General features: G+C 52.4%; 19 protein-coding genes and 3 pseudogenes. 10 read left to right on the top strand and 12 right to left on the bottom strand.

What is annotated here, in order from left to right; translation table 11 throughout:
• Positions 1–1,836: 1,836 nt before the first annotated feature.
• A pseudogene (locus ABLU96_RS25870) lies at positions 1,837–2,163 on the bottom strand (hypothetical protein); the annotation flags it as partial.
• 91 nt (positions 2,164–2,254) lie between these two features.
• On the opposite strand from ABLU96_RS25870, the gene ABLU96_RS25865 reads away from it, so the two are divergent.
• The 5 genes from ABLU96_RS25865 to ABLU96_RS25845 all read left to right on the top strand — a co-directional run bounded on the left by ABLU96_RS25865 (position 2,255) and on the right by ABLU96_RS25845 (position 7,355).
• Positions 2,255–2,833 (top strand): recombinase family protein, encoded by a 579-nt coding sequence (locus ABLU96_RS25865; RefSeq protein WP_114505940.1) that lies wholly within the window; start codon positions 2,255–2,257, stop codon positions 2,831–2,833.
• Positions 2,834–2,883: 50 nt separating this feature from the next.
• On the top strand, positions 2,884–3,306 hold the full coding sequence (locus ABLU96_RS25860; RefSeq protein ID WP_348862922.1) for a hypothetical protein: 423 nt from the start codon (positions 2,884–2,886) through the stop codon (positions 3,304–3,306).
• A gap of 549 nt (positions 3,307–3,855) precedes the next feature.
• Positions 3,856–4,275, top strand: a complete 420-nt coding sequence (locus tag ABLU96_RS25855) for a translesion error-prone DNA polymerase V autoproteolytic subunit (RefSeq protein ID WP_004179627.1) — start codon at positions 3,856–3,858, stop codon at positions 4,273–4,275.
• Position 4,276: 1 nt separating this feature from the next.
• Positions 4,277–5,542, top strand: a complete 1,266-nt coding sequence (locus ABLU96_RS25850) for a Y-family DNA polymerase (protein WP_032422836.1) — start codon at positions 4,277–4,279, stop codon at positions 5,540–5,542.
• A gap of 190 nt (positions 5,543–5,732) precedes the next feature.
• On the top strand, positions 5,733–7,355 hold the full coding sequence (locus ABLU96_RS25845; protein WP_139789877.1) for a hypothetical protein: 1,623 nt from the start codon (positions 5,733–5,735) through the stop codon (positions 7,353–7,355).
• A 60-nt stretch (positions 7,356–7,415) separates the two neighbouring features.
• Here ABLU96_RS25845 and ABLU96_RS25840 read toward each other — a convergent pair whose 3' ends face one another.
• Positions 7,416–8,084 carry an SOS response-associated peptidase gene (locus ABLU96_RS25840; protein WP_038808429.1) on the bottom strand — a complete coding sequence of 223 codons (669 nt, stop codon included), beginning with the start codon at positions 8,082–8,084 and terminating at the stop codon, positions 7,416–7,418.
• Positions 8,085–8,681: 597 nt separating this feature from the next.
• Between ABLU96_RS25840 and ABLU96_RS25835 the strand changes: the two genes are divergently transcribed.
• A complete protein-coding gene (locus ABLU96_RS25835; RefSeq protein WP_038808428.1) occupies positions 8,682–9,311 on the top strand; it encodes a hypothetical protein in 630 nt (209 codons plus the stop codon).
• 110 nt (positions 9,312–9,421) lie between these two features.
• Positions 9,422–10,525, top strand: a complete 1,104-nt coding sequence (locus tag ABLU96_RS25830; RefSeq protein WP_071703939.1) for a hsdR — start codon at positions 9,422–9,424, stop codon at positions 10,523–10,525.
• Between the two features lie 162 nt (positions 10,526–10,687).
• On the opposite strand, the pseudogene ABLU96_RS25825 reads toward ABLU96_RS25830, so the two are convergent.
• Positions 10,688–10,955, bottom strand: a pseudogene (locus tag ABLU96_RS25825) (recombinase); the annotation flags it as partial.
• Positions 10,956–11,227: 272 nt separating this feature from the next.
• Between ABLU96_RS25825 and ABLU96_RS25820 the strand changes: the two are divergent.
• Positions 11,228–11,410: pseudogene (locus tag ABLU96_RS25820) on the top strand (NADP-dependent isocitrate dehydrogenase); the annotation flags it as partial.
• A 144-nt stretch (positions 11,411–11,554) separates the two neighbouring features.
• Here the strand turns inward: ABLU96_RS25820 and ABLU96_RS25815 are convergent.
• Both ABLU96_RS25815 and ABLU96_RS25810 read right to left on the bottom strand, forming a co-directional pair.
• Positions 11,555–13,339, bottom strand: a complete 1,785-nt coding sequence (locus tag ABLU96_RS25815) for a sensor domain-containing diguanylate cyclase (RefSeq protein WP_025106933.1) — start codon at positions 13,337–13,339, stop codon at positions 11,555–11,557.
• A 76-nt stretch (positions 13,340–13,415) separates the two neighbouring features.
• Positions 13,416–14,606 (bottom strand): HD domain-containing phosphohydrolase, encoded by a 1,191-nt coding sequence (locus tag ABLU96_RS25810; protein WP_014228927.1) that lies wholly within the window; start codon positions 14,604–14,606, stop codon positions 13,416–13,418.
• A 279-nt stretch (positions 14,607–14,885) separates the two neighbouring features.
• On the opposite strand from ABLU96_RS25810, the gene fraE reads away from it, so the two are divergent.
• On the top strand, positions 14,886–15,929 hold the full coding sequence (gene fraE, locus ABLU96_RS25805) for a fructose-asparagine asparaginase (RefSeq protein WP_009653379.1): 1,044 nt from the start codon (positions 14,886–14,888) through the stop codon (positions 15,927–15,929).
• Between the two features lie 36 nt (positions 15,930–15,965).
• Here the strand turns inward: fraE and fecE are convergent, their stop codons facing one another.
• From fecE to fecI, 7 genes are all read right to left on the bottom strand, one after another.
• A complete protein-coding gene (gene fecE / locus ABLU96_RS25800) occupies positions 15,966–16,733 on the bottom strand; it encodes a Fe(3+) dicitrate ABC transporter ATP-binding protein FecE (protein WP_032749547.1) in 768 nt (255 codons plus the stop codon).
• The gene (gene fecD, locus ABLU96_RS25795; RefSeq protein ID WP_025106936.1) at positions 16,734–17,687 is read right to left on the bottom strand and encodes a Fe(3+) dicitrate ABC transporter permease subunit FecD; all 954 of its coding nucleotides are present in this window, start codon (positions 17,685–17,687) and stop codon (positions 16,734–16,736) included.
• The gene (fecC, locus tag ABLU96_RS25790; protein ID WP_025106937.1) at positions 17,684–18,682 is read right to left on the bottom strand and encodes an iron-dicitrate ABC transporter permease FecC; all 999 of its coding nucleotides are present in this window, start codon (positions 18,680–18,682) and stop codon (positions 17,684–17,686) included. Before fecC ends, fecD begins: the two co-directional genes overlap by 4 nt.
• Entirely contained in the window at positions 18,679–19,581 is a 903-nt protein-coding gene (locus tag ABLU96_RS25785; RefSeq protein ID WP_014838166.1) for a Fe(3+) dicitrate ABC transporter substrate-binding protein FecB, read from the bottom strand. The genes fecC and ABLU96_RS25785 overlap by 4 nt, the downstream gene beginning before the upstream one ends.
• A 58-nt stretch (positions 19,582–19,639) precedes the next feature.
• Positions 19,640–21,976 carry a TonB-dependent Fe(3+) dicitrate receptor FecA gene (gene fecA / locus ABLU96_RS25780; protein WP_064405301.1) on the bottom strand — a complete coding sequence of 779 codons (2,337 nt, stop codon included), beginning with the start codon at positions 21,974–21,976 and terminating at the stop codon, positions 19,640–19,642.
• Positions 21,977–22,074: 98 nt separating this feature from the next.
• The gene (fecR, locus tag ABLU96_RS25775; protein ID WP_064405303.1) at positions 22,075–23,022 is read right to left on the bottom strand and encodes a ferric citrate uptake sigma factor regulator FecR; all 948 of its coding nucleotides are present in this window, start codon (positions 23,020–23,022) and stop codon (positions 22,075–22,077) included.
• Complete coding sequence (fecI, locus tag ABLU96_RS25770; protein ID WP_032749540.1) at positions 23,019–23,540, bottom strand: ferric citrate uptake sigma factor FecI; 522 nt, start codon at positions 23,538–23,540, stop codon at positions 23,019–23,021. Before fecI ends, fecR begins: the two co-directional genes overlap by 4 nt.
• A 259-nt stretch (positions 23,541–23,799) precedes the next feature.
• Between fecI and ABLU96_RS25765 the strand changes: the two genes are divergently transcribed.
• Positions 23,800–24,588 carry a class I SAM-dependent methyltransferase gene (locus tag ABLU96_RS25765; RefSeq protein WP_064405306.1) on the top strand — a complete coding sequence of 263 codons (789 nt, stop codon included), beginning with the start codon at positions 23,800–23,802 and terminating at the stop codon, positions 24,586–24,588.
• Positions 24,589–24,710: the final 122 nt, after the last annotated feature.

Raw genomic sequence — 24,710 nt, 5'->3', positions numbered from 1 at the left:
TATCCACGGATTTCCTATCCCGTCCACAGTGATGTAGGCCGGGAAATTAATATTCCGCTCCGGGTAAATGCCACTATGCAACTGATACAGGATCTGCGTTAACGCGGTGAACCCTCCACCATTTGCGGCTATAGCTGCCGCCAGCGATGTATAGTCGCCGCTTCCGTCCTGTTTAATCGTCACCGTCTTGTAATACGTTACTCCGCCAGTAGCATCTGATATCTCTTTATCAATAGCCGCTTTCAGCGCAGACAGGCGAAATGACAGCATCTGATCATTCAGGGTATCCCCCAGGGCGGTGATATCCATGAACTCAGCCCGGATGTCTGCCAGCTGGAAAACTGCGTCAGCTGAACGCAGGGTAGAGGATTTTATCTGGAGGTATGGCGCGAGGGTCGTTTCGGTGCCTGTCAGGGTATATACCAGTTCAGCCAGCAGCATTTTAGACGTCAGAGCCTTGACGCGTGTCATTTCCGCAGCGGTATTATTCTGACCTGCCGGGCTGTTTACGCGCAGATTCACCGAAACAGGGCTCTGGACAATCACATCATCTGACGTTGCAAACATTATTGACAGTTTTAGCCGTGCTCCGGGAAATTTCACCAGGCTGCTGTAATCAATAAATGGCTGGATATATGAATTATTCCCGGAACTGCCCGCAGGAACAGACAGCGTTCTGGTTCCCTTATTCAGCACGCCCCCATTAAAAACCTCACCGCCGACACTCAGCAGCGAATTAACCATATTTCCTGACGTTATCTTCCGCTGATTAATAATACGGGCGGAGTCACCACGAAAATCACCGTCAGAAACGAAAAAGTAGGATGCCGACAGCGAGGTGAAGTCACGGGCGGTTGCCGTATAGGTGCTGTCTTTCAGCTGAAAATAGACAGAAACCAGCTCCGATGTAGCGCCTGAAATGACGTAATCAGCACTGATCATGAACGTATTATCATCAATGACACGCAGTCGCTCTGATCCTGCCACCTGCGCACCAGTTGACTGAATACCATCCAGTTTTTTCGCCACGCCGATGGTGTATGAGCTTAGGGTCTGAATGAATTTCGTAGAGCTGTTAAAAATCGCTACCAGGCGGATAGTTTCACCGGCGCGATTACGGTTGTTATGGACGGCATCGAACCGGCCATAGTACGTGTTGTAACCCGTGGCCCCGACTGGCAGTGTAATTTTTCCCGTGGCTGCGTCGCGTGTGGCGCCGTTAAACAGTTCGATGACGGCTGGCATGATCACCACTGACCCACTATCCACCGGTGGAACGGCTTTGCTTCGGGACCATGCATCCAGCGCAGAAATAAAGCTCCGGGCATCCAGCACCCGGTAAAACGCGGAATGTGTAAAAAATGTCAGCTGTGCAGCGGCGGGCGCACTGACTTTATATTGCAGAGCAATAGCAATATCCGTCGTGCCGGAAGTAATATCCGTTTCGAACAGCACCACCGATTCGGTATCTGAGATAGCAATAGCCTGTAAAGCCGGATCAGTAACAGCAACCCCATTGATCCAGGCGTAAGGAGCTAACTTTGACGGGTTCTCAATTGCGCTTCTGAGCGCAGCAGAATGGGTGACGCCAAAAATGAACAACACGCGCTTGCCCGCCAGTCCGCTGGCGAGTGAAGGTGTCAGCGTGATTTTAGGTGAAACATAGGAGTTATATCCCGTCGCCCCGGCAGGAATCGACCACCCACCATAGTACTGGGACGGACAAATATTAAACCCATTCCATCCAGTAGCCCCGTTCAGTAGCTCGCCTGAAAATGTCACCGGAACAGGGGTTTTAAGAGAGCTGGAGGAATCAGCCATCAGGTGTAGCCAGGCCTGTTGTGACAGCATTTTCCGGCCAGTAGGCTGCAATGTCCCGCTAACGTTCATAACCTCAACAGCCAGTGCGCTATCGTCCGGGCTGCGGTAATACGTCGTAGAGCCCACCGGGATATTCGCAATGTCCGCCTGCGCCGCCGCCAGTGTCATGTACTGGCGACTCAGCGGGATCAGATTTTGATGGATTCCACGCCATGAGTACAGCGGATCACCTGCGCGGTCGGGAACGGTGGCCGCATCTCCATTGACCAGCTTATCCAGACGCTCAGCGTTATCGAGCAGCACAGCGGGAGACGTGCTCCCCAGCTCCGGGTTAAAGGCCATGTTTTTTGCTCCAAAAAGAGGCTTCGCCCAAACGAGGGTTTGAACGAAAGCGCGGGGCTTTTTACAATCAGCTATTTCAACGGGTTACAACATGCTGATTGGCTATGCACGGGTCTCTACAGGGGATCAAAATCTCGATTTACAGAAAAACGCGCTGATCCGCGCAGAATGTGAGCTGGTTTTTGAAGACACGGCCAGTGGGAAGAATGCCAGGAGACCAGGGCTAAAACGCGCGCTACGGCGACTCCGGGCGGGCGACGTGCTGGTGGTCTGGAAACTGGACCGGCTGGGCCGCAGCGTGCGTGATCTGATTACGCTCGTGTCGGAGCTGCAGGCTCGCGGGGTGAATTTTCGCAGCCTGACCGACTCGATCGACACTTCGACGCCAGCAGGGCGATTCTTCTTCCACGTCATGAGCGCCCTGGCGGAAATGGAAAGAGAGCTGATTGTCGAGCGTACACGAGCGGGTTTAGCCGCAGCGAGGGAGCAGGGGAGAGTCGGCGGCCGCCGCCGGGTAATGACTGAAGTAGTGGTGGAGCGGTGCCGCAGAATGCTGGAGAACGGCGCTACCCGGCAGCAGGTAGCCGATGTGACAGGGGTGGGAGTGAAGACGATCTACAAATACTTTCCTGCTGCCGTCCGCGATCAAGGATTCCTGCCCTTCCCGTGATATGTAACATTTGAGATAATAAGTTATTTCATTTTTGAAAACAGTTTGGTTTGTTCATGAACGGTAAGAAAACAATAAGTTTTGAGAAATTTTTAACTATTAACAGCAATCTTGTTTCCATCTCAGATACATGGGCTGACTTGTGGGCGTTAATTTTTCACACGGGTTTAAGCGCTGGAAGGCTGCTGAGTATTCGATATGATGATATTGATGGTGACTTGATACTGATACGAAAACAGGGTCACCTGAAGGAGCTACGTGTTGAATCAACCCCTCCAGTGGAGGCGATGATTGCTCGTAGAAGAGAACGCTATCCAGAAGATGTTTATTTATTTCAGAGTCATTCTAACCGTGTGAAGTACCATCGCCGGCCGGTCACTATAATTGCTTTCAACGCCGCTTTACGTCGCGCCGCTAGATCATTACCAGACGTTAACGTAAGCAGTAGTAGCGCGAGAAACATACCGGACTAAGCGCCTGTCCAGTAGCGCGCGGCCGATGTGACAGGCGTGGGAGTGAAGACGATTTACAAATATTTGCCAGTACAATACGGCGATAAAAAATCCCCTTGAGCAGGCACACTCAAGGGGAAAATACTACATAACATCATTGCTGTGTGCGTCTTTGCGCTCATCTATCTTCCAAGAAGATGCCTAAAGCTTCCAGATATTTCTGGTCTGAGCAGTTAAAACATTGGATCGGCGGCCTATGTGATAGGAGGGGGTGAAGACGATTTATAAATATTTTCCAGCCGGTTAAGTTTGCTCACCTGCGAACCGTATGCAAGAGATCGCAGGTGAACAATTTGCTATGAAGGCATTGCCATAGCTGAAAAATTTTAATCTCGCATTGTTCGCAAAACCATCAAACAGCTAAGGCCTGAAAACACTTTCAGACTAACCTTACTCGTTACATCAATGTGTTACGTCAATGGCGTAAATTGATAGCCAGAGCCTATATTGATATGTCGCCCTGTTAAAACTACTGTATATAAAAACAGTGTTAATGTGAGCGAGACTATTATGCAGTTCTACACTCCCGTTGAGTTACGTCAGATCATGCTGCTCCCGTTGTACAGCGACCTTGTGCAATGTGGTTTTCCAAGTCCTGCGCAGGACTACGTTGAGCAACGTATCGATCTGAACGAGTTGCTCGTTAACCACCCCAGTGCGACGTATTTTGTCAAAGCCGCCGGCGACAGCATGAAGGATGCCGGCATAGGGGAAGGTGATCTTCTTGTTGTGGATAGCTCAAGGACAGCAGTTCATGGCGATATAGTTATCGCTGCAGTGGATGGGGAATTCACCGTTAAGAAGCTGCAGCTGCATCCGCGGGTTCAGCTTAACCCAATGAACCCTGCATATTCGCCGATAGTCGTCGGTAGCGAGGATACTCTCGATGTGTTCGGGGTGGTTACGTACATCATTAAATCGGCTGGCTGAAATGTTTGCACTTTGCGATGTGAACTCATTTTACGCATCGTGCGAGACCGTATTTCGTCCTGACCTGAAGGGGCGGCCGGTGGTCGTCCTGTCAAACAACGACGGCTGCGTGATCGCCCGTTCGCAAGAGGCTAAGCCCTTCGTCAAAATGGGTGAGCCTTATTTCAAGCAAAAGGACATGTTTCGCCGGCACGGTATTATCGCGTTTAGCAGCAACTATGAGCTTTATGCCGATATGTCCAACCGAGTGATGACAACGCTGGAGGAACTCTCTCCACGCTGCGAAATTTACAGTATTGATGAGGCATTTTGCGATCTGACTGGTGTGCGTAACTGTCGCGATCTTACCGACTTTGGCAGGGAAATTCGCGAGACGGTACTGCGTAGGACACACCTTACTGTCGGAGTGGGCATCGCCCAGACTAAAACCCTGGCGAAGCTGGCCAATCATGCTGCGAAACAGTGGCAGCGGCAGACCGGAGGAGTGGTGGATCTGTCTAATCAGGAAAGGCAGAGGAAGTTGATGGCTTTGCTTCCGGTGGATGAGGTCTGGGGAGTCGGGCGCCGCCTCAGTAAAAAACTGGAGGCAATGGGCATTAAAACAGTGCTTCAACTGGCGGATACAGATATCAGGTTTATCCGGAAGCATTTTAATGTGGTTCTGGAAAGAACAGTACGTGAGCTGCGTGGCGAGCCATGCCTTGGTCTTGAGGAATTCGCGCCGGTAAAGCAGGAAATTGTGTGCAGCCGTTCTTTCGGTGGCCGCATCACTGAATATCATGAAATGCGACAGGCGATATGCAGCTATGCATCGCGCGCAGCCGAGAAACTTCGCGGCGAGCATCAGTACTGCCGGTTTATCTCCGCTTTTGTCAAAACCAGCCCCTTTGCGCTCAACGAGCCATATTACGGCAACAGCGCATCTGTAAAGCTGCTAACGCCAACCCAGGATAGCCGGGACATAATTACCGCGGCGACGAAATGCCTCGATGCTATCTGGCGAGACGGGCACCGTTACCAGAAGGCCGGCGTGATGCTGGGCGATTTCTACAGCCAGGGCGTAGCGCAGCTCAACCTGTTTGATGACAACGCACCACGAAAGAACAGTGAAAAGCTCATGGAAGTACTCGACCATCTCAATGCAAAGGATGGCAGGGGGACGCTCTATTTTGCGGGGCAGGGGATCCAGACTGCCTGGCAGATGAAGAGAGAAATGCTATCCCCGCGCTATACTACGAGGTTCTGTGACCTGCTCAAAGTTAGATGATTCGGCCATTAATGGTAATGGTGACGCTACTACAGTCCGCTTAGAGCGAATAGCGGAAGTTTACCGTTGATCTCGCCGTCCGTTGATGGCATTACTAATGTTACCATGTGTTAATCAACGTAGTGCAGGTCAGTAAGCTGAATTGAAGACATTGTTCACAAATATTAGCAATTATAGATTAAGGTTTTTTATGGAAAAAAATAAGAGCGGTGAAACTCCAGGTTTCAAACAATTTGAGAATATAGATATTCTCTTATCGCATAGGGAGTGCTACGGTAACCCAAAGACACCTGAAAAAATAATAGGAGATAACGTTAGCTTAGAGACATTATCGCAATTATCTATTTTATCATGCGTGAGTAACGAAGAGCGAAAGTTTAGGGAGTGGTCTAAAACAAATATTCCAGCTTGTAAAGGAAATGCTATCGACGAACGCCGTATATATGGAAGAGCGCAGATTATAGTGTGTTGGAAGCTCATGCTTATCAGCGCAAATAACTCTAACTTGTTAATTGAAAATAATGCAGACCCTACACATTCATTAAGTATACTGCATGAATTATTAACGCATATAAATGATTACAATATCTCAGAGAATGTCCATCAATATGTTATAAAATCGGCTATCATTCGTTCGAGAGATGATTTTAAATTCAAAATGTATCGTGCGTACAAGATTTTTATTGAAGGGGCGAATATCTCTCAGTACGTCCAGTTATTTCAAGAAAAATCAGGATTCTCAATAGAGAGTTATATTAATATCATTTACATGATAATTTGCCGGTACATCGTAAAACGAAGTTCTGTAAGATTTGACATTATGTTATGTAGTGACTGGATCATAGATCTGCGTAAGGCTAGCCAAGAAACTGGGATTAAGTTGCAATTACTAATAAATGTCATGAAATCAGTCTCATTCGACCTCAAGGAAGGCGCAGATTTTTCTGCATCTACCATCAATGAACCAACTAATTGTGATATATTTAGAAATAAACCTTTTCTACGACTATCTGAAACAGAATATTTACCAATAGAAGGTAGATTCATTGAGGAGCTTTTGTTTGACAATTTATTTCATAAAATTCACCTCTACTCAGGAAAAACAAAGGGATTTTTAGATGATTTTGGAGCCGACTTTGAACTATACGTACAATATATATGCAAAGAATCATGCGCTTTAGAAAGAACTGGTTTGTATGAATACATTCCTGAGTTTTCTTATGGTAAATCTAACTCAAAATCACCTGACGCAATGATTTTATGTTCGAAAAACAAAACACTTCTTGCATTTGAAGTTAAAGCGGCAAGGTATTTAGACTCAATACTTTCTTCCGAAAATAACAGTAATGCTATAGAAAAAAGTTTTAATAAGCTCAAATATAACCCTTGGAAACAAGCTCACACTGCAATACACCGGATAGTACTTGAAGGACGCCACCCGAAGATTATAGAAGGTCTTTCTTGTATGTTTGTTAGTATAACAATGAATGAGATTCCGCTCTCTTTGCATGATCACAAAATAACTATAGGAGACCGTGATATAAGTTATTGTTTCTATTCCCTTGGTCTTCATACATTTGAGCTTCTTTTATCTGTTATAACCCAAAAACATGATTATACGGCATATGATATTTTAAGAAATGCCTACGAACAAAGGCATAAAATTTCCACTAAAACGTATTTATTGAGGTTTTACAGAAATCAATCAAATACAAGTAACTTGGATCATAAAGTTGCACAGTTTATAAGTGTAAGGCACCGAAAATTTATGGAAAGCTGTAAGTATTCCACCCAAGTGGACCTAGATCTATGACTCAATAGCACTGCTATGTCCGCTTTTGGCACATTTCGGACGTTATCAAATCTATAGTCTTTAGATAGCCTCAATCAATTCAGGCCCCTGATTCTTCACGTTACCCACTGCGCGGGAAACCGGGTGCCATTTGAAATGATCTGCTGACAGAGCGCCATCTGCAATTATTTCCTCCGCCTCTTTCCCACCAACATCTTGCCGCATCCATTCGCGCGCTGCTTCCGGTACCAAAACCAGCGGCCGGCGGTCATGAATATCGACCAGACCTTGGTCGGCAGCTGCAGTCACAATCAAAAATCCCTCAGCTTCATCGCCGCGCTCGAAAGGCACGCTGCCGATCGCCGCCATAAAAATGGGCTTGCCGTCTTTACGGTGGATGAAATAGGGCTGTTTCTTGTCCCCTTCCTTTTTCCATTCAAACCAGCCATCAGCAAAGCAGATCGCTCGACCGTGCTGCCACAGCGGTTTAAACATTCTGCTTGTCGCCGCGGTTTCTACGCGAGCGTTAATGAGCGCTGGCTTATCCCACCACCCTGGCGCGTAACCCCAGTGAACTGGATCGAGGCGCAGTTGTTCATTACGTTCGCTCAGTAACAGAACTTTGGTTCCGGGCGCGACGTTGTAACGACTGATCGGTTCGGGATCAAAGGCGATATTCCGCTCGGCCTCTTCTACAAGATAAGCCAAGTATTCTTCGCGCGTCTGTGATTGGGCAAATCGTCCGCACATGGTTACCTCCAGTAGTCATACTGAAAGTATAGAAGACAGAAAATTGAGCATTTCTGAGGGAGGAAAATAACCCCGGAGAAGTTGTTATTGATGGGGTTTCACCCCAGTTTCACCCCACTAACTCCCCGCTCGAAAAACAGGCATAAAAAAACCAGCCTTAAGAGGCTGGTTTTACTGGGATTATTTGGTCGGCACGAGAGGATTTGAACCTCCGCCCCCCGACACCCCATGACACTGTTAGTAAAACGTTGTAAATCGCGCTATTGCTGGCGGTAGGTGTCACATGCAGGTATAAACAATCAGTACTTTTTCAGCAAAATCTGCTCTATATACATCAATGAGTTAAGGTGTAGTTTCACCCCATGAAGTTCGATGTTTGAAGGTGGCAACAATGATTGCCATTCATCCATCTTATTACAGTCTTGGAAGTTTTTTGTTCGTTTATGATACGATTAAGGGACAAAATGCTTTTCATCAATTAATCGTATTTTCCTTTACTTAATATGCAAACGCTGCCCCGAATCGTGGACCAAGTCTATGTCTTAGTAGTAGCGTTCGAATTGAACCCAACTGTATAAACGTAAGGTAAACATAAGCATGGCTGGCATCGGGTATTCTGTAAGAAAATCAATAGATGATTTTGAAATAGGTGATCTGGATGGTGCTATGATGCACGCATGTAATGCTTTTGATGGGACGTCAAGAAAGCTGCATCCTGAAATGCGAAAACATCATCGCAGATTCACTCAGTCACTTAGAGAGCATTACGACATTTTTGGGCCAATGGCTCTGCCTAACATAAATTTGGAAACAACGTTCTGGCCCGCCAAGGTGAGTGATCAGCAAAAGGCAACTGATCGACCTGATATTGCTGACTTAGTGTACTGTATACACAGATGCACTCATGGTCATGGGGACGAGCTTCCTGAAGGGTTTGAACTAATTCCTGATGCCACTAATAAGTTAACCACTACAAGTATTATTGCAAGCGCCGGTAAGATTCGCCTTTCTGATAGAACTATTTTTGGATTACTTGGCATTGCAGTTCTTTGCCCAGAAAACAGCGGACTACGAATTCCTGATGGATATAACCTCACATTTGCAGGAGAAGTACTGATGATTAATGACTGGTGGGGAAGGGCTGAAGACTTCAAAATATTAGTTGAAAAACAGAGGCTTATAAGTGTTAAACTTGATTTTGAAGATTGGTGTAATGAACTAAACTAGCTCATATCATCAATCACTGTTTATCAATTTTGAAGCGATTAAAGTTTAACGATAGATAGGATCAGCGAATTGCAGATTTTACGTGTTGGGAACTGAATAAAGGATAAAAAATGGCAGATATTGATGAGGATACTACTCCAGATGGTATCGAGTCTACTGAGCTCAGTCAGGATGTTCTATCTTTAATTAACAATGGATTGGATTTTTTAGATAAAGCCCGTAAAGAGCTTGAAGATTCAAAGCCCAAATACTCTGTGGTGAGTTTCTGGACAGCGGTAGAAATATTGTTGAAAGTACCGTTGGCACACGAGCACTGGTCGTTAGTCTGCAATCCAAAGAAACCAATAAAAAAGCAATCTTACTTGGCCGGTGATTTTCAGTCAGTTACCTACGAAGAAACTCGTGAAAGGTTAAAGGATGTGCTGGAAAAACCTCTTGATAAGGAAACGGATAGTGCTTTTGATAAAGTAAGAAAGCATCGTAACCGTTTGGTTCATTTCTATCATCCAACTTTTACTGCGGATGAACAACATAATATACTCAAAGAACAAGCTGATGCATGGTTTGCTCTTAATCGATTATTAAGGGATGAGTGGAAAGACATATTTCGCGCCAAACATAATTGGAAACTTGCATTTGGCGAAACACGCCTTATTAGGGGGAGTGAGTTTTATGCAAAAGTGAGGCTTAAACAAGTTCAACCTGAACTGGATTTACTTGATAAAGATGGTATTCAAATCGGTAATTGCAACGAGTGCCATCAGGATGCAACGGTAACAAAGACGGACGCTACCAGTAATGAAAACCGTCAACTTCAAGTTACCAGATGTAAGGTTTGCACCAGTATCGAGCGGAAAGTTACATTAATTTGCCCGGACTGCAATGAGTTTCAAATTTTAGCTGAGGGAGATTCTGATTTCGAATGTGGAAAATGCGGCTCGAATTTTAATAGATATGATCTGCTAGATGATGATTTGTTTCATAGTTCTGATGAGCATGTGTATTCCGTTTTACCAGCAGGATGTACCAACTGTATGGCTCATGAAAGTGTTTGTAAGTTTGGAGATGGTTATCTCTGTACTCAATGTTTATTATATTATTCAGAACTTCAAGCATGCAATTGCTGTGGCCATATGAGCGATAGCGTTCCTGAATTTAGCCATATTAAAGGATGTGAGTTTTGTGATGGTGATCAGCGATATATTGATGATTGAGGTCTCATGGTTTTTATTTAAACTATGCAGCTTTTTTGATTAATATTGACTGAGAGATAATAGATATGCTTCTGGCTCAGAGTTGCTTGGCTAATAAAACTCAGCTCTGTGCCAAAGCGTCGATGCTCAAATGACAGACAGCATAACAATGATAATTTAGCATTAGCTAGATTTAATTTCCCCATTAGGTACGACAACCCAATCGATATGGTTTTGCGTATAAATCTTGGTAGACTTCGCATCGCTATGCGCCATTTGCCCTTGTGGAGCTATACCTTGCAGATCGAATAGGTGAGCGGTCAGCGCCCGGATTTCGTGAAAGGCTGGCCTTTCATCCATCGCCAATTTGCCTCATAAACCTAGTTTGTCGCGCATAGCAGAGAATGGACCGACTCAGATAATCCGGCGCAACCTGTGTTGGGTGTGAAACTCAAAGGCTGTTTTATAGTGCAGTTAAACCAGAAACGGTATTTGCCATGCTTCATCCCTCTCGTCTATACGATGCCCAAAGAATTTAACTCAGGAAGCACATTGTACATTGGAGGAGGTATGAGCGAATGTGAATACCGTCAACTTCGTTTCCTAAAGTGCATTCCCCAAAACGAAGACTTAAATTAGCTAAATCAACAAGTTAAACAATGTGGTTTAAGGTAATAAAAATTCGATTAAATAGTGAAATGAACAATAAAATTAGTCACTTAAATACTTATGTCGTAGATATTGCTGCGCCACATGCAGTGGTTCGAAGCCGCAGACCTGATCGTTAAAGGCACCGAAGGCGCAATCGCCGCTAAGACCGTGACCTATGACTTTGAACGTCTGATGGAAGGCGCTAAACTTCTGAAATGTAGCGAGTTTGGCGACGCGATTATCGCGAACATGTAATCCAGTCTCTGGGTTAAACAAAAACGGGAGCCGATGGGTTCCCGTTTTTTTATTCTCCGGGGGGAATCGCGTCCGTTACGCGGGTCTAAAAGGAGGGGTATAGCGGTCTCTCGTCCAGTTTTACGCGGTGGTGTGACTGTCGACTCAATCCGCCTTCAACATCCCAAAGCTCACAATTCTCGACCGCCCCAGCTCTTTTGCCCGGTAGAGCGCTGCGTCAGCCGCGCGCAGCAGGCTATCGCTTTGCGTATGCTGCGGGTAGCTGGCGATGCCGATGGACACATCGACCTGACCAATTTCAGCCAGGCCATAGCGTAGCGTCAGCAGTTGAACGCTGTGATAGATGTCGGTCGCGCAGGCCATCGCGGCCTCTTCATCGGTTCCGCCCAGCAATACCAGGAACTCTTCGCCGCCATAGCGGAAGGCCATCCCAATATCGCGCACCGCACGTTGAATAATCGCCGCGACGTTTTTAATGACCAGATCGCCCGCTTCGTGACCATAACTATCATTAATCGCCTTAAAGTGATCGATATCGATCATCAGGCAGCTCAGCGGCGTACCGTTGCGTACCGCCAGATTCATTTGAGTATGCAGAGCGTCATCCAGGTGGTGGCGGTTGCGCAGGCCGGTTAATGAATCAAACAGCGCCTTTTCCAGCAGCGCGTTGCGTAAACGCTGGTTCGCCAGCGCCAGACCCAGGGCTTCGGCCATCAGTTCAAGATAGGCGCGGGACGGGGCGGTCGCGGAGGTGACGTTGCTGAAGGAGAGCAGACCAATCGCTTCTCCTTGCGCAATCAGCGGCACGCATAGCGACCGTTGAGCCTGCGATTCCGACAGGTGATAACAGGCGATATCCGGCTCACCGTTGACCGGCGGATGGCTCAGCCCGCGCCGCACGGCCCAGCAGTTATCCGGATGGAAGACGTCGGCTTCAAGCGGCGGAGAAAGCCACTGCGCCACGCAGCGCATCTGCCAGGGATCGGTATCGAGAATATACAGCCGGCCCGGGATCTCCGGGGCGATATTTGGCGCGAACAGTTCGGCAACCTTGATCACATCCTCGAACGATTCGCAGCCCTGCAAGCGCTGGGTCATCCTCGCCAGCAGCTCGCGGACCGCCCAGTCCGCATCGCGCTCTTGTTCCAGCCGCTGCCGCGCCAGCCCGTTCTCGCGAAAGATACGAATGGCCTGGGCCATATCGCCAATTTCATCAATCTGGGTAAACTGCGGCGTCTCAACCGCATAATCCTGCGATGCCAGCCGCTGCACCACGTCGCTCAGGCGAACGACGGGATAGAGCACCCGCCGCTTAAGAATAAACCCCAGCACAAACAGGAACATCAGCGCGGTGAGCCCAACCATGATCTCAGAAAGCGTACGCCAGATCCGTGATTTCTCCGTAGCCTCGGCAATGGTTTTATTCACCCGGCCTTCGAGCATCAGGCGAAAGTGATCGAGCTGCGTCTGGACCCGCTCAAGCTCCTGCTCATAGGCAGCGCCGTAAAGCAGGCTGACCGCCGCTTTTTCTTCTCCCCTGGCAACCTGCGCCAGCGCCGTTTGCTGCTCATCCTGAAGTTCATCGGCTATCTGTAAACCCTCGCGCAGCAGCGCCAGCTCTTCAGCGGTTGCGCCATTGTCTTTCAGCTTTTCCAGACGATGTTCAATGGCGGCGGTGGCCTGGGCTTGCTGCCGGTACTCCTGCAGCACATCCTGATTTTTTTGAATGATGTAAAGTCGCGCGAGATCGGAAAGCTCCCAGGCGCCGCTTTCTACTTCTTCGCTTAGCTGGTCAAACGCCTGGCGTTGTTCGACGGCGCGGCGTTCGGCATTATCCGCACTTGAGGCCATCAGCATGGCGATGCCTGAGGCGAGGGTCAGGGCGACGGTGATCCCGTAGGCCCAGTTAGTCATGGTGGCGATTCTCACCGGATATTCCTTGCGTGCAGATGAATTAATTATTTTTTATCGTCACACTCCGGCTTCACCGGAAAAAAAACGGTGATTACGGGTGTAGCGTGTGAGTAATAATAGCGTGCAGCGCTTCGGCATGGTGATGCAAAATGCGGTACACGTCTTTATCCAGCGCGCCATTTATAACATCACTCTCTATCAGCTGTAACGCTTGCTGACGGCTCATTCCGGGGCGATAGGGGCGGTCTTCGGTAAGCGCGGTGAAAATATCCGCGATGGCGATAATCCGATCCGGAAGCTGCAGGTAATGCTCATTGAGATGAAGCGGATAGCCGCTGCCATCCAGCTTTTCATGATGATTCGCGGCCCAGTTAATTATTTCGCCGAGTTCGCTGAAGGTGCTAAGAATTTCGCCGGTCATATAGCTATGTTCCCGCACCTGAAGCAGCTCTTCGTCATTCAGTTCGCCCTGTTTCTCCAGGATTTTCAGCGGAATGTGTACTTTGCCAATATCGTGTAAATAGCCGGCAATCTCAATTTTCTTACACTCCATCTCCGGCAGATTCATATAAGCGGCAAGGGTGCGCGAAATTCGCCCGACCTTCAGACTATGGCTGGCGGTGAAGCTGCTGTAGGTATCGACAATTTTGGCAATTAACAGGCAGATATCTTTCAGACCGTCGATATCGATATAAACATGGTTGATAGGGCCGATGATCTCCAGCATTCGCTGAATATGTCCGGGATTGAGGTGCAGCCAAAAATGCTCTTTTTGTGCGAGCTGGCACAAAGTCTGGCATAGCGGCGGATCTATCGCCTGGTAAAGCGCGCGAAATTTACCAATAATCATATCGGTTTGAAAGGTTGTCGCGTGCTTATCGCCAGCAAGCAGGCGTTCAAACACGTCGGCGAAATAGACGATATGCTGTTCGAGGCTGCCTTTGTGGTGTGGGCTAAAATGGTGATCGCGGATAATCGGCAGGATGGGGGCCAGGGTCGCTAACCCGGCCAGCATTTCTGCTCCCCGGTGCTGATGCGGGTCGTTAAGGTTATCGATGGCGTTCAGCGAGGAGAACACTCGTTTATCGCCCAGAACGCCAATGTCGTGCAGCAGCGCGGCGCAAAAGATCGTCTGCTGCTGCTGACGCGAGAGCCCTGACGCCTGCGCAAGCTCCAGCGCGATCAGCGCCGTTCGTTGCATATGCAGGTGTAATTCAGGGTTAATAATTTGTATGACGCGGGTGGTAAGCATCAATGCTGATTTTAAGGCGATATTATGCATCGTTTTTCTCCATCGCATTACCCGCACCGTTTTGCTCTATTTCGTTGATAGCGATGCCGACATGACAAAATAGATTGAATAAGTCCATTCGGGTTTCGCATTTTTATCCTGCCCATTTTTAGCGCGTCCCTGCACCAAAGTAGCGCTCCGGGCGAAGTAAAAATCCTTTTTTGTCCGATAGTTAATCATTTTTACCGAGTAAAATACATTAAATCCTGGCAAGCTGTTTGCATTCTCTCTGCGCGAATTTATTTAATATCTATTTTGGGATGAGTCATGATGAATTTTAGAGCATTACTGGCAATTACGTTACTGGCGATAAGCGCTTTCGCTTCGAGTGAGACGCGTCTGCCGCATATCGTAATCCTGGCGACCGGAGGGACGATTGCCGGTTCAGCGGCCAGCAATACCCAGACTACCGGGTACAAAGCCGGCGCGATTGGCGTACAGACGCTGATTAATGCCGTGCCTGAGATGAGCAAAGTCGCACGCGTTGACGGCGAGCAGGTCGCTAATATCGGCAGCGAAAATATGACCAGCGACATCATTCTCAAACTGTCAAAGCGCGTCAATGAACTGCTGGCACGCGATGATGTGGACGGCGTAGTGATTACCCATGGTACCGACACCCTGGACGAGACGCCTTATTTCCTCAACCTGACGGTAAAAAGCAATAAGCCGGTCGTTTTCACGGCGGCAATGCGTCCGGCCACGGCCATCAGCGCCGACGGTCCGATGAATCTGCTGGAAGCGGTGACCGTGGCGGCCGACCCGGAAGCGAAGGGCCGCGGCGTGATGGTGGTGCTTAATGACCGCATCGGCGCGGCGCGTTTTGTCACTAAGACCAACGCCACGACGCTGGATACCTTCAAGGCGCCGGAGGAGGGCTATCTGGGCGTTATCGTGAGCGGCAAACCGCAGTTCGAAACTCGCGTGGATAAAATTCACACCGTGCGTTCGGTTTTTGACGTCCGCAATCTTAACGCGCTACCGAAAGTGGTCATTATTTATGGCTACCAGGATGACCCTGAATATATGTATGACGCGGCGATCGCGCACCATGCCGACGGGATTATCTATGCGGGCACCGGCGCGGGGTCGGTCTCCGTACGCAGCGCGGCGGGGATCGAAAAGGCGGAAAAAGCCGGTATCGTGGTGGTTCGCGCCTCGCGTACCGGCAGCGGCGTCGTGCCTGTTGATGACGGCCAGCCTGGGCTGGTAGCCGATTCGCTCAACCCGGCAAAAGCGCGCATCCTGCTGATGACGGCGCTGACGCAAACTAAAAACCCGCAGGTGATCCAGCAGTACTTCCACACCTACTGATCAACTTCGGGTAGGGCGCAGCGCGCCTTACCCGGGTTATTTCACCACGCACATCGGGCGCTGCGACACCGGCTCCGGGTGGATCTCCGCCTCCAGGTGAAAAATCTCCCGCAGCATCTCCGGCGTCAGTACCGTTTCCGCCAGGCCCTGAGCCTGCACCCGGCCCCCTTCAAGCACCACCAGATGGTCGCAGTAGCGGCTGGCCTGGTTCAGGTCGTGCAGTACGGTGACCACGGTCTTGCCCATCGTCTGCAGCTCGCGCATCAGCGTCATCAGCGCCACCTGATGATGAATATCCAGCCAGGTCGTTGGCTCATCGAGCAGCACCAGCGGCGTATCCTGCGCCAGCAGCAGCGCCAGAAAAGCCCGCTGCCGCTGGCCGCCGGAAAGGGCGGTCAGCGGTCGTTCCGCCAGCGCAGCGATGCCGGTTCGTTGTAGCGCGCTGTCGACCTGCTGTCGATCCTGCGCGGAAAGCCGCCCCCACAGCGGTAGCCACGGACTCCGGCCGTAGCCGACCAGCTCGCGTACGGTGACGCCTTCCGGAACGTGATGCTGCTGCGGCAGCAGCGCCAGTCGCCGCGCCAGCTGACGGGCGGAGAGGCGGTTTAAGGGGACATCATTGAGCCAGACATCGCCGGCGATGGGCGTCAGGAGGCGAGAGAAACACTTCAGCAGCGTTGATTTACCGCAGCCGTTTGGCCCCAGCAGCGCGGTAATTTTCCCGCCCGGTAGCGTCAGATCGAGATTGTTGATAACGCGCTTGCCGCCATAGCCAGCGGTTAGCTTTTCTATTCGCAGTTCCATTTAACGCATTCTCACAAGAAGCCAGATAAACCAGGGGGCGCCGATAATCGCCGTCAGCACGCCTGCCGGCAGCTCAAGCGGCGGATGCAGCGTTCGCGCCAGCAGATCGGCGAGCAGCAGAACCAGTCCGCCCGTGAGCGCAGAGAGCGGCAATAAACGGCGATGGCGGCCGCCGAAGAGGCGACGCACAAGATGCGGCACCACAAGGCTGATAAAGGCGACAGGACCGCAGACCGCGACGCCGATCGACGCGAGGGCCACCGCCAACGTTAAGCCGTAGCCGTTAAGCCAGCGCACGTTGACGCCGAGCGTTCCCGCGCGCTCATGGCCTAGCGCCAGCAGGTCGAGATCGCGACTGAGGGCGAAGCTTAAGGGCAGCAAAATCGCCAGCAGGGGCAGGACGATGATGACGAATGCGCCGTCTCTGGCCCACAGGCTTCCGGTCAGCCACAGCAGCGCGTTATTGATCTCCTGCGGCCGCGACAGTAAGAGGTAGTCGGTCACGCTGGCCCAGCAGGCCGACAGCGCGATGCCGGTCAGCGCCAGGCGCATTGGTCGAGAAAAACCGGCAAGGGCGAGCGGTATTACCATCGCCACCATTCCGCCGATAAAGGCCAGCAGCGGCAGCCACGGCAGGGGCAGGGACGGTAAAAACCACAGTGCCGCCACCGAGGTCAGGCTCGCCCCGTGGTTAATGCCCAGAATGTCCGGCGAGGCCAGCGGATTATGCACAATACCCTGAACCAGCGCCCCGGAAACCGCCAGCGCGGCGCCGATAATCAGCGCCAGCACCACGCGCGGCAGGCGATATTGCATAAGGACGTAGTGATACTCGCTGTCCGTATGCCATCCGCTGAGCAGCGCTCGCCACGGCAGCGGGATCGCCCCCATCCGCAGCGAGAACAGGGTTAACAGCGTGAGCGCGAGCCATAAAAACACGATGCGTTGTTTCACCCGCGTCTCCTGACCAGCCAGACAAAACAGGGCCCGCCCGCCAGCGCCAGCACCGCGCCCGCGGGCAGTTCACCCGGCCAGGCCAACGCTCTGGCGAGCATATCCGCCAGCAGCATAAACAGGGCGCCCAGCAGGGCGCTGACCGGCAAAAAAGTACGATGATCGTGACCCGCCCAAAAACGCGCCAGATGCGGGACCAGCAGGCCAACAAAGGCAATCGGTCCGGCGACGCTGACGCTGGCGCCGGTAAGCAGCAACGCGGCCGCGTTGATAAGCAGGCGCAGGCGCGGCAAATTCACCCCCAGCGAATGGGCGGCGGTATCGCTGACGTTGAGCAGATTAAGCGCGTTGGCCAGCAGGAATACGCCGGGGGTGATCAGCGCGACAAAAGGGAAAAGCTGCCAGAACTCGGCCCAGCGTACGTGGGAAACGCCGCCCGCAAGCCAGGTAAGAATGCCCCAGGCGCGATCTTCCGCCAGCAGCAGGGTCATTCTGGTCAGCGCCATGCATAGCGCCGAGAGGGCAATACCGGCGAGGATCAACCGTTGGCGATCCTGCTGCTGACGCCAGCCGCCGCCGGCGCTCATCACCAGCAGCCAGCTTATTCCGCCGCCGCAGGCGGCAATCAGCGCCAGCGAAAAGCCCGCCAGCGGTGCCGGACTGAATGCGCTGGTCAGCGCCATCGCCAGCGCCGCGCCGCTATTAATGCCGAGCAGTGAAGGCGATGCCAGCGGGTTATGGGTAAGCGTTTGTAATAACGCCCCCGACATCGCCAGCGAGGCGCCGAGCATTACCGCCACCAGGCTGCGGGGCAGGCGCAGATTAAGCACCAGCGCCTCCGCAAGCGAAGGAGACTCAGGCGCCAGCAGGGCGTGAAGGGCGTTGAGCGGCGAAATCGGGATGGGCGAATAGCAGAACAGGCTCAGCCAGAACAGGCCGCTGAGGGCCAGCAGCGGCCATCCCCAGATAAAAAACGCGCGACGGAACGGTTTCATGGCGTGATATCAACCGCCCGGTGGTGGACAATTTTAACCATATCGCTGGCAATACGCTCGGCGGCGAAGATCCCGCGCATCCGCGCCCAGCTGTTGCTGTCGACGGCGGCGACCTGCCCTTTCTGCTCGGCCTGCAGCATTGGCCACAGGGAGTCCTGCTGCCATTTTTTCACGATACTTTCAGTACGGTAATGAGCGACCAGCAGCCATTGCGGATTCAGGGCCAGCAGCTGTTCGAAATTTATCGCCGCCATCGGCGCGCCGCCGATTGGCGGCGGAACCTTCAGGCCAAGCGCCGTCAGCACGCTACCGGTATAAGTTTGCGTTGAGTGAAGATTAAACTGCTGTTCGCGAGAGGTGCCAAACAGCACGCTGGCGCCAGCCGGCAGCTGTCGGGAAAACGCCGCCATTTTTTGCCGATGCAGCGCCAGACGCTGCTGCATCTCCTTATCCTTACCCACTACTTTGCCGATAATCGCCGCTGACTGCAGGTTCTCCTCCCAGGTTTCATTGCGCGATTTCAACAGCAGCACCGGGGCAATTTGCCTCAGGGCGGCGTAAATTCCGGCATGGCGACTGCTATCGGCGACGATCAGATCGGGATGCAGCGCGCTGATGGCCTCCAGTGAAGGCTGGGCGCGGGTGCCCACCGACTGCCAGGGCTTCAGACGTGCGCGTACGTCCGCCAGAATACGCGACGGATCGTTGTCATCGGCCACGCCTGTCGGGCTAACGTCAACCGCCGCCAGCGCGTCGACAAAGGAGAGTTCAAGCACGACGATGCGCTGCGGCGTTTTATCAAGCGTAAAGCGACCGCGCTCATCCTGTACGGTGGCGGCAAAGAGCGGGCCCGCCAGAAACAGCAGGCTGAAAATACACAGACGAACAAGGCTAAACATTATTCACTCCAGCTTGCCGGACAGGGCGCGAATAGCGCTGTCCGGCAACGCTCTATCATCAGAACTTCATTGATCCTTGCAGGTACAGCGTGCGCGGCTGACCGGCGTAAAGCCCTTTGTTGTTATCGTCGTACGAGCGGGTGTAATACGCATGGTCGAAGATGTTTTTCACCCCCAGCGCGAGGTTGAGATTGGCCATCTGCGGGCCAAAGTCATAGGCCACGCGAGCGCCCCACAGCATATAGCCGGGAATGCGGCCGGTGCTGCCATCGGCGCTTTCGGCAACGGTATTGGCGTTATCGGCAAACTGGCTCGACTGGAAGTCGCCGTTGAGGTTAAACGTCCAGCTGCCGGGCTTGTAATCGACGCCAAAGGTGCCTTTGTGCTTCGGCGAGAAGGGAACCTGGTTACCGTAGGTGTCGCCTTTCTCGCGGATTTCAGCATTGACGTACGCATAGCTGGCGTAGACAGAGAGATTATCAAGCGCGGGTGAAAGCTCGCCGAGGGCGTAACGGGTTTGCGCTTCCAGGCCGCTATGACGCGTTTTACCCCGGGCGGTGACCGTGTCATTGGTCTGGTTGGAATCGTACTGATTGTTGAAGTTAATCAGGAACAGCCCCATCTCTGCGGTCAGCGCGCCGTCATCGTAGCGGGTGCCGACTTCCCAGGTTCGCGCTTTTTCCGGTTCCACATTGCCGCTTTGCACAGCCTTGCCAATCTGGCTGTACTGTACGGTGCCGAATGAGCCTTCTGTGTTGGCATAAAGATTCCAGCTGTCGGTGAGGTGATAAAGAACATTCAGCGCCGGGAGCGGGGCGTTATAGCTGACCCGTTCGCGGGTGCCCAGCAGATTATTGTCCTGATAAGACTCAATGTGCTCAAAGCGCATACCTGGCGTAATCGTCCAGTTGCCGATATCCACGCGATCGTCGATATACCAGGCGTGGGCTTCGGTGCCGGAACGGGTATCGCGATCGTACGGACTGGCGGTGCTGGGCAGCTCGCCGCTGGTGGTCGCGGTGTAGTAACGCATCTCGTGGGTCGATTCGTTGACGTAGCGATAGCCGACGCCGACTTCGTGGGCGGATGGGCCGATCATAAAGCTTTGGCTGTAGCGCGGCTCGATGCCGCGGACCCAATATTCGCGCGGGGAGAGGGTAATGCGCTTACCCTGTTCCAGGTAGCCGCTGCGCAGGGTATGGGTATAGAACCCCTGAATATTAAATTTATGCTGCGCATCCGGCTGGTACTGGTAGCCGAGGCTGGCGAGCTGGCGGCGCCCCCAAAAGCGGTCATAAGGACGCGTGGACTGCCAGCGGTCGGCGTTGTAGTCGGCGCGGGAGAGGCCGCCGGGCATATCGGCTTCGCCGTCATAGTATTGCAGCAGGCTGTTAAAGGTATGGACTTCGTTGGGCGCGTATTTGCTTTTCAGCATCACATCATCAATCCGCGTGGCGCTGTGTTCGCGCCAGTCGCTGCCCCGGGTGCCGGAGTAAAGCAGGGCGGAACCGAAACCGTTGTCCGCCGTGCCGCCGATCGCGAGGTTATGCGTCTCTTTCGGGTTGTTTTGCGAAGAGGTGGGGCTGAGCTGCCCTTCAATGCCGCCCTGAATGCCAAAATCCTCGGGGATGGCGCGGGTGACGAAGTTCACCACGCCGCCGACGCTCTGCGGCCCGTAGCGCACCGCGCCGCCGCCGCGCACGACATCGATGGCGTCCATATTGCCGAGCGAGACCGGCGCCAGCGAAAGCTGCGGCTGGCCGTAGGGGGCAAAGGGAACCGGGATACCGTCCATCAGCACCGTGGAACGGCTGGCAAGCCGCGGGTTGAGGCCACGAATACCGAAGTTCATCGCCAGGTCGTGACTGCCGGTGCCGGTATTTTCCGGCGCGTTGACGCCGGGGATCCGGTTCAGCACTTCGCGCATCGTGGCGGCGCCGGTTTTGGCGAAATCCTCCCGACGGATCACGTCGCGGGCGCCGGCGTGCTCAAAGACATCGTTTTCGCGCGCGTCGCCAAGCCAGTCCCCGACGACGGTGAGGGTGGATTCTGCACTGACGGACGCGGGATCCAGCTCCAGGGTCCAGACGTTCTTGCCCAGCGGCTTGAGCCGTAATCCGCTGCCGTTCAGCAGCCTGCGTAAACCCTCTTCGGTTTCAAAGCTGCCGTGCAGGCCCGGACTATGCTTGCCGCGCGTCAGGCTGGCGTCGGCGGAAAGCGTGATACCGCTGCGGGCGGCATATTGGTTCAGGGCGTGATCTAACTCCCCGGCGGCAATATCATACTGCGCGGCGGCGAATACCGGCGCGGCAGCCAGCCCCGCTAGCGGCAGCAGGCTTAAACGGATTGCCATCACCAGAGGCATCGGTTTGCGTAAAACGCGTAAAGGCGTCATCTCTTCTCCACCATCGTTTTTGGTTATATTCATTAGATAAGTCGAACGAGCAGGGGAAAAGGGACAATAGAGAATGAGAATTTTTTCGATTTTTTTTCTCAGGCCGGAACGAGCGTGACCCAGTAGCGGGTGACAGACCGCAATGTAATCGGCAGCGTTTGCGCGATAACCTGCAGAATGGCATCAGGGTCGCCCAGCGGAAAGGTGCCGCTCAGGCGTAAATCGGCCACGGCGGGATCGCAGCGCAGCACCCCGGAGCGATAGCGGGCGAGGGTTTCGACCACTTCGCTCAGCGGGGCGTCGTGGAAGGTCAGCACGCCCCGGATCCAGCTATCCTCGCCGCCGTTGAGCTTAACCAGGGCGGCGAAGCGATCGCGGGTAAACCACAGGCTTTCCCCGGCGTTAACGCGTTGGGCGCTGCCGGACGGTAAAACCACTTCTACGGCATGCTGCTGTACCGCCAGCCGGGTGCCGCCGGCAAACTGACGGACGGTGAATTCGGTCCCGAACGCGGTGAGAGTGCCTTCCCGCGTTTGCACCCGAAAAGGCCGCTGCCGGCTGTCGTGAGCGGTCCTGATGGCGATTTCGCCGTAGCGTAAATGAACCATGCGCTGCCGCGCGTCAAAACGGACGTCGGCGGCACTTTCGCTATTCAGCGTCAGCAGCGAACCGTCGGCAAGCCGCTGCGGGCGCGGTATCCCTTTCGCCGTCCGGTAGTCGGCGCGGAGGCCCTCCGCCAGCTCGGACTCCCAGAGCCGCCAGCTACCTCCGGCCGCCAGCAAAAGCATCAGCCCTTTCAGCACGTGGCGACGCGCCAGACGGCTATCGTGAAGAGCACGGCTGGCCAGCCCGCCCGGCAGTTGCCCCATCTGCTGACGCAGGTTTTCTACCTGCTGCCACGCCCACTGATTTTCGTTGTTTTGCTCATACCACTGCTGCCAGCGGGCCTCCAGCTGCGGACTGACGCGCCCATCGCTGAGGACCGCGTACCAGTGCGAGGCGGAACGCAGCGCCTGACGACGGGATTCGCTTAGCGTCGGTTTCACAGGCCATTCTCCAGACGGAACAGCAGGCAGTGCTCGGTGGCTTTCGCGATATATTTCTTAACCGAACTGATGGAAACCGCCAGGCGGCTGGCGATATCGGCGTAGGTCAGCCCTTCAAGCTGCGAGAGCAAAAACGCTTCCCGGGCTTTTGCGTTAAGCCCGTCCAGCATGGCATCAATCTGCTGTAACAGTTCGAGCTGGCTCTGCCGTAGCTCCGGTGAGGGAGAGAGCTCTGGCGGTAGCTGAGAGAGCATGTCGAGCCAGGCGCGCTCCAGGGCGTTGCGGCGGAACAGGTCGATCATCACCCGTTTAGCAATCGTGCAGAGAAAAGATTTTGGATCGCGAATCGTCAACAGCGACTCGCCGGCCATAATTCGGACAAAGGTGTCCTGCGCTACGTCGTCGGCGTCATAAGCGGATTGCAACTTATGGGTAAGCCATTTTTTCAGCCAGCCATGATGGTCGCTATAGAGCGAGGCAAGCGTCAGCGGAGAGGCGATGGCGGAAGAAGGTGACATAGCCAGGTTCAGGAGAGTTAATCAATACGGCATATGTTAATATGAGAATGGTTATCATTTCAATAAAGCGCGGCAGGGATAAGGGCCATACAGCCCCATAGTAACGGTAAGTGATTGTTAAATATTGAATAGATTTTTCCCCTCATTGCATCATTTCTTTCCCTTTCTTCTTAATGAAAATAAAATTCATTATCATTATTCCCTCCTTAACCTTAATGTTGTATTTATAATGCATCTTATAGGGAGTGAGGAGAGACAAATGAACGCAAGCGAAAAAGCCGGACATACGTTTTTGGCAAGCCTGGGGAAAACCCGCTTACGCCCCGGCGGCATTGAAGCCACAGAGTGGCTATTTCAGCAGGCGGGTTTTACCGCCGACAGTAAAGTTCTGGAGGTAGCCTGTAATATGGGGACAACCTCTATTGAGCTGGCGCAGCGTTTTCACTGCAGCGTTTACGCCATCGATATGGATAAAGACGCGCTGGCGAAAGCCCGGCAAAATATCGTTCGCGAAGGTGTGGATCATCGGGTGATAGTGATGGAGGCGAATGCCGCTCGGCTGCCATTTGCCGATGCAACGTTTGATATGGTGATAAATGAAGCGATGCTCACCATGTATGCGGATAAAGCCAAAGAGAAACTGGTGGCGGAATATTTTCGCGTTCTTAAGCCCGGCGGTCGTTTGCTGACGCACGATATCATGTATACGCAGGATGCGCTGGGAGAGGACGCCCGGCGGCAGCTGCAGGGGGTGGTGAAATCCCACGTCAGCCCGCTGAGCGCCGCCGCCTGGCAGACGCTTTTCCAACGGACCGGCTTTGACGCCGTAAGCATTCATCATGGACCGATGTCGCTGATGTCGCCGCGAGGGTTGATGAAAGATGAAGGTTTTAAACAGGCGCTAAAAATTGTCGGCAATGGTTTGTTGAAGGGCGAGAATCGTCCGAGATTTTTATCTATGTTGCGTTTTTTTCAACGTCATAAAAGGCATTTGAACTTTATTGCCTGCTGTTCTGTTAAAGCAACGGAGGTAAAAAGTCTGAAATAGCCCACCGGCGATATGGATAATTGTCGATAAATATTAATTATTGTCAGGAAAGTAAAATAAGCTGATTCTTATTTTAGTCATTTCTCTGACACTCATTTTTAATATTGCTATTTTATGTCAGT

This window comes from Klebsiella sp. CN_Kp106 (assembly GCF_040064575.1).
GTDB lineage: Bacteria > Pseudomonadota > Gammaproteobacteria > Enterobacterales > Enterobacteriaceae > Klebsiella > Klebsiella michiganensis.
The sequence above is the reverse complement of the archived record's forward strand: the minus strand, read 5'-3'. Positions and strand labels throughout refer to the sequence as shown.

Excerpts from the sequence above, each read along its gene's own strand:
- ABLU96_RS25865 (WP_114505940.1), top strand. The coding sequence starts at position 2,255 with ATGCTGATTGGCTATGCACGGGTCTCTACAGGGGATCAAAATCTCGAT.
- ABLU96_RS25855 (WP_004179627.1), top strand. The coding sequence starts at position 3,856 with ATGCAGTTCTACACTCCCGTTGAGTTACGTCAGATCATGCTGCTCCCG.
- ABLU96_RS25850 (WP_032422836.1), top strand. The coding sequence starts at position 4,277 with ATGTTTGCACTTTGCGATGTGAACTCATTTTACGCATCGTGCGAGACC.
- ABLU96_RS25845 (WP_139789877.1), top strand. The coding sequence starts at position 5,733 with ATGGAAAAAAATAAGAGCGGTGAAACTCCAGGTTTCAAACAATTTGAG.
- ABLU96_RS25840 (WP_038808429.1), bottom strand. The coding sequence starts at position 8,084 with ATGTGCGGACGATTTGCCCAATCACAGACGCGCGAAGAATACTTGGCT.
- ABLU96_RS25835 (WP_038808428.1), top strand. The coding sequence starts at position 8,682 with ATGGCTGGCATCGGGTATTCTGTAAGAAAATCAATAGATGATTTTGAA.
- ABLU96_RS25830 (WP_071703939.1), top strand. The coding sequence starts at position 9,422 with ATGGCAGATATTGATGAGGATACTACTCCAGATGGTATCGAGTCTACT.
- ABLU96_RS25810 (WP_014228927.1), bottom strand. The coding sequence starts at position 14,606 with ATGCATAATATCGCCTTAAAATCAGCATTGATGCTTACCACCCGCGTC.
- fraE (WP_009653379.1), top strand. The coding sequence starts at position 14,886 with ATGAATTTTAGAGCATTACTGGCAATTACGTTACTGGCGATAAGCGCT.
- fecE (WP_032749547.1), bottom strand. The coding sequence starts at position 16,733 with ATGGAACTGCGAATAGAAAAGCTAACCGCTGGCTATGGCGGCAAGCGC.
- fecC (WP_025106937.1), bottom strand. The coding sequence starts at position 18,682 with ATGAAACCGTTCCGTCGCGCGTTTTTTATCTGGGGATGGCCGCTGCTG.
- ABLU96_RS25785 (WP_014838166.1), bottom strand. The coding sequence starts at position 19,581 with ATGTTTAGCCTTGTTCGTCTGTGTATTTTCAGCCTGCTGTTTCTGGCG.
- fecA (WP_064405301.1), bottom strand. The coding sequence starts at position 21,976 with ATGACGCCTTTACGCGTTTTACGCAAACCGATGCCTCTGGTGATGGCA.
- fecI (WP_032749540.1), bottom strand. The coding sequence starts at position 23,540 with ATGTCACCTTCTTCCGCCATCGCCTCTCCGCTGACGCTTGCCTCGCTC.
- ABLU96_RS25765 (WP_064405306.1), top strand. The coding sequence starts at position 23,800 with ATGAACGCAAGCGAAAAAGCCGGACATACGTTTTTGGCAAGCCTGGGG.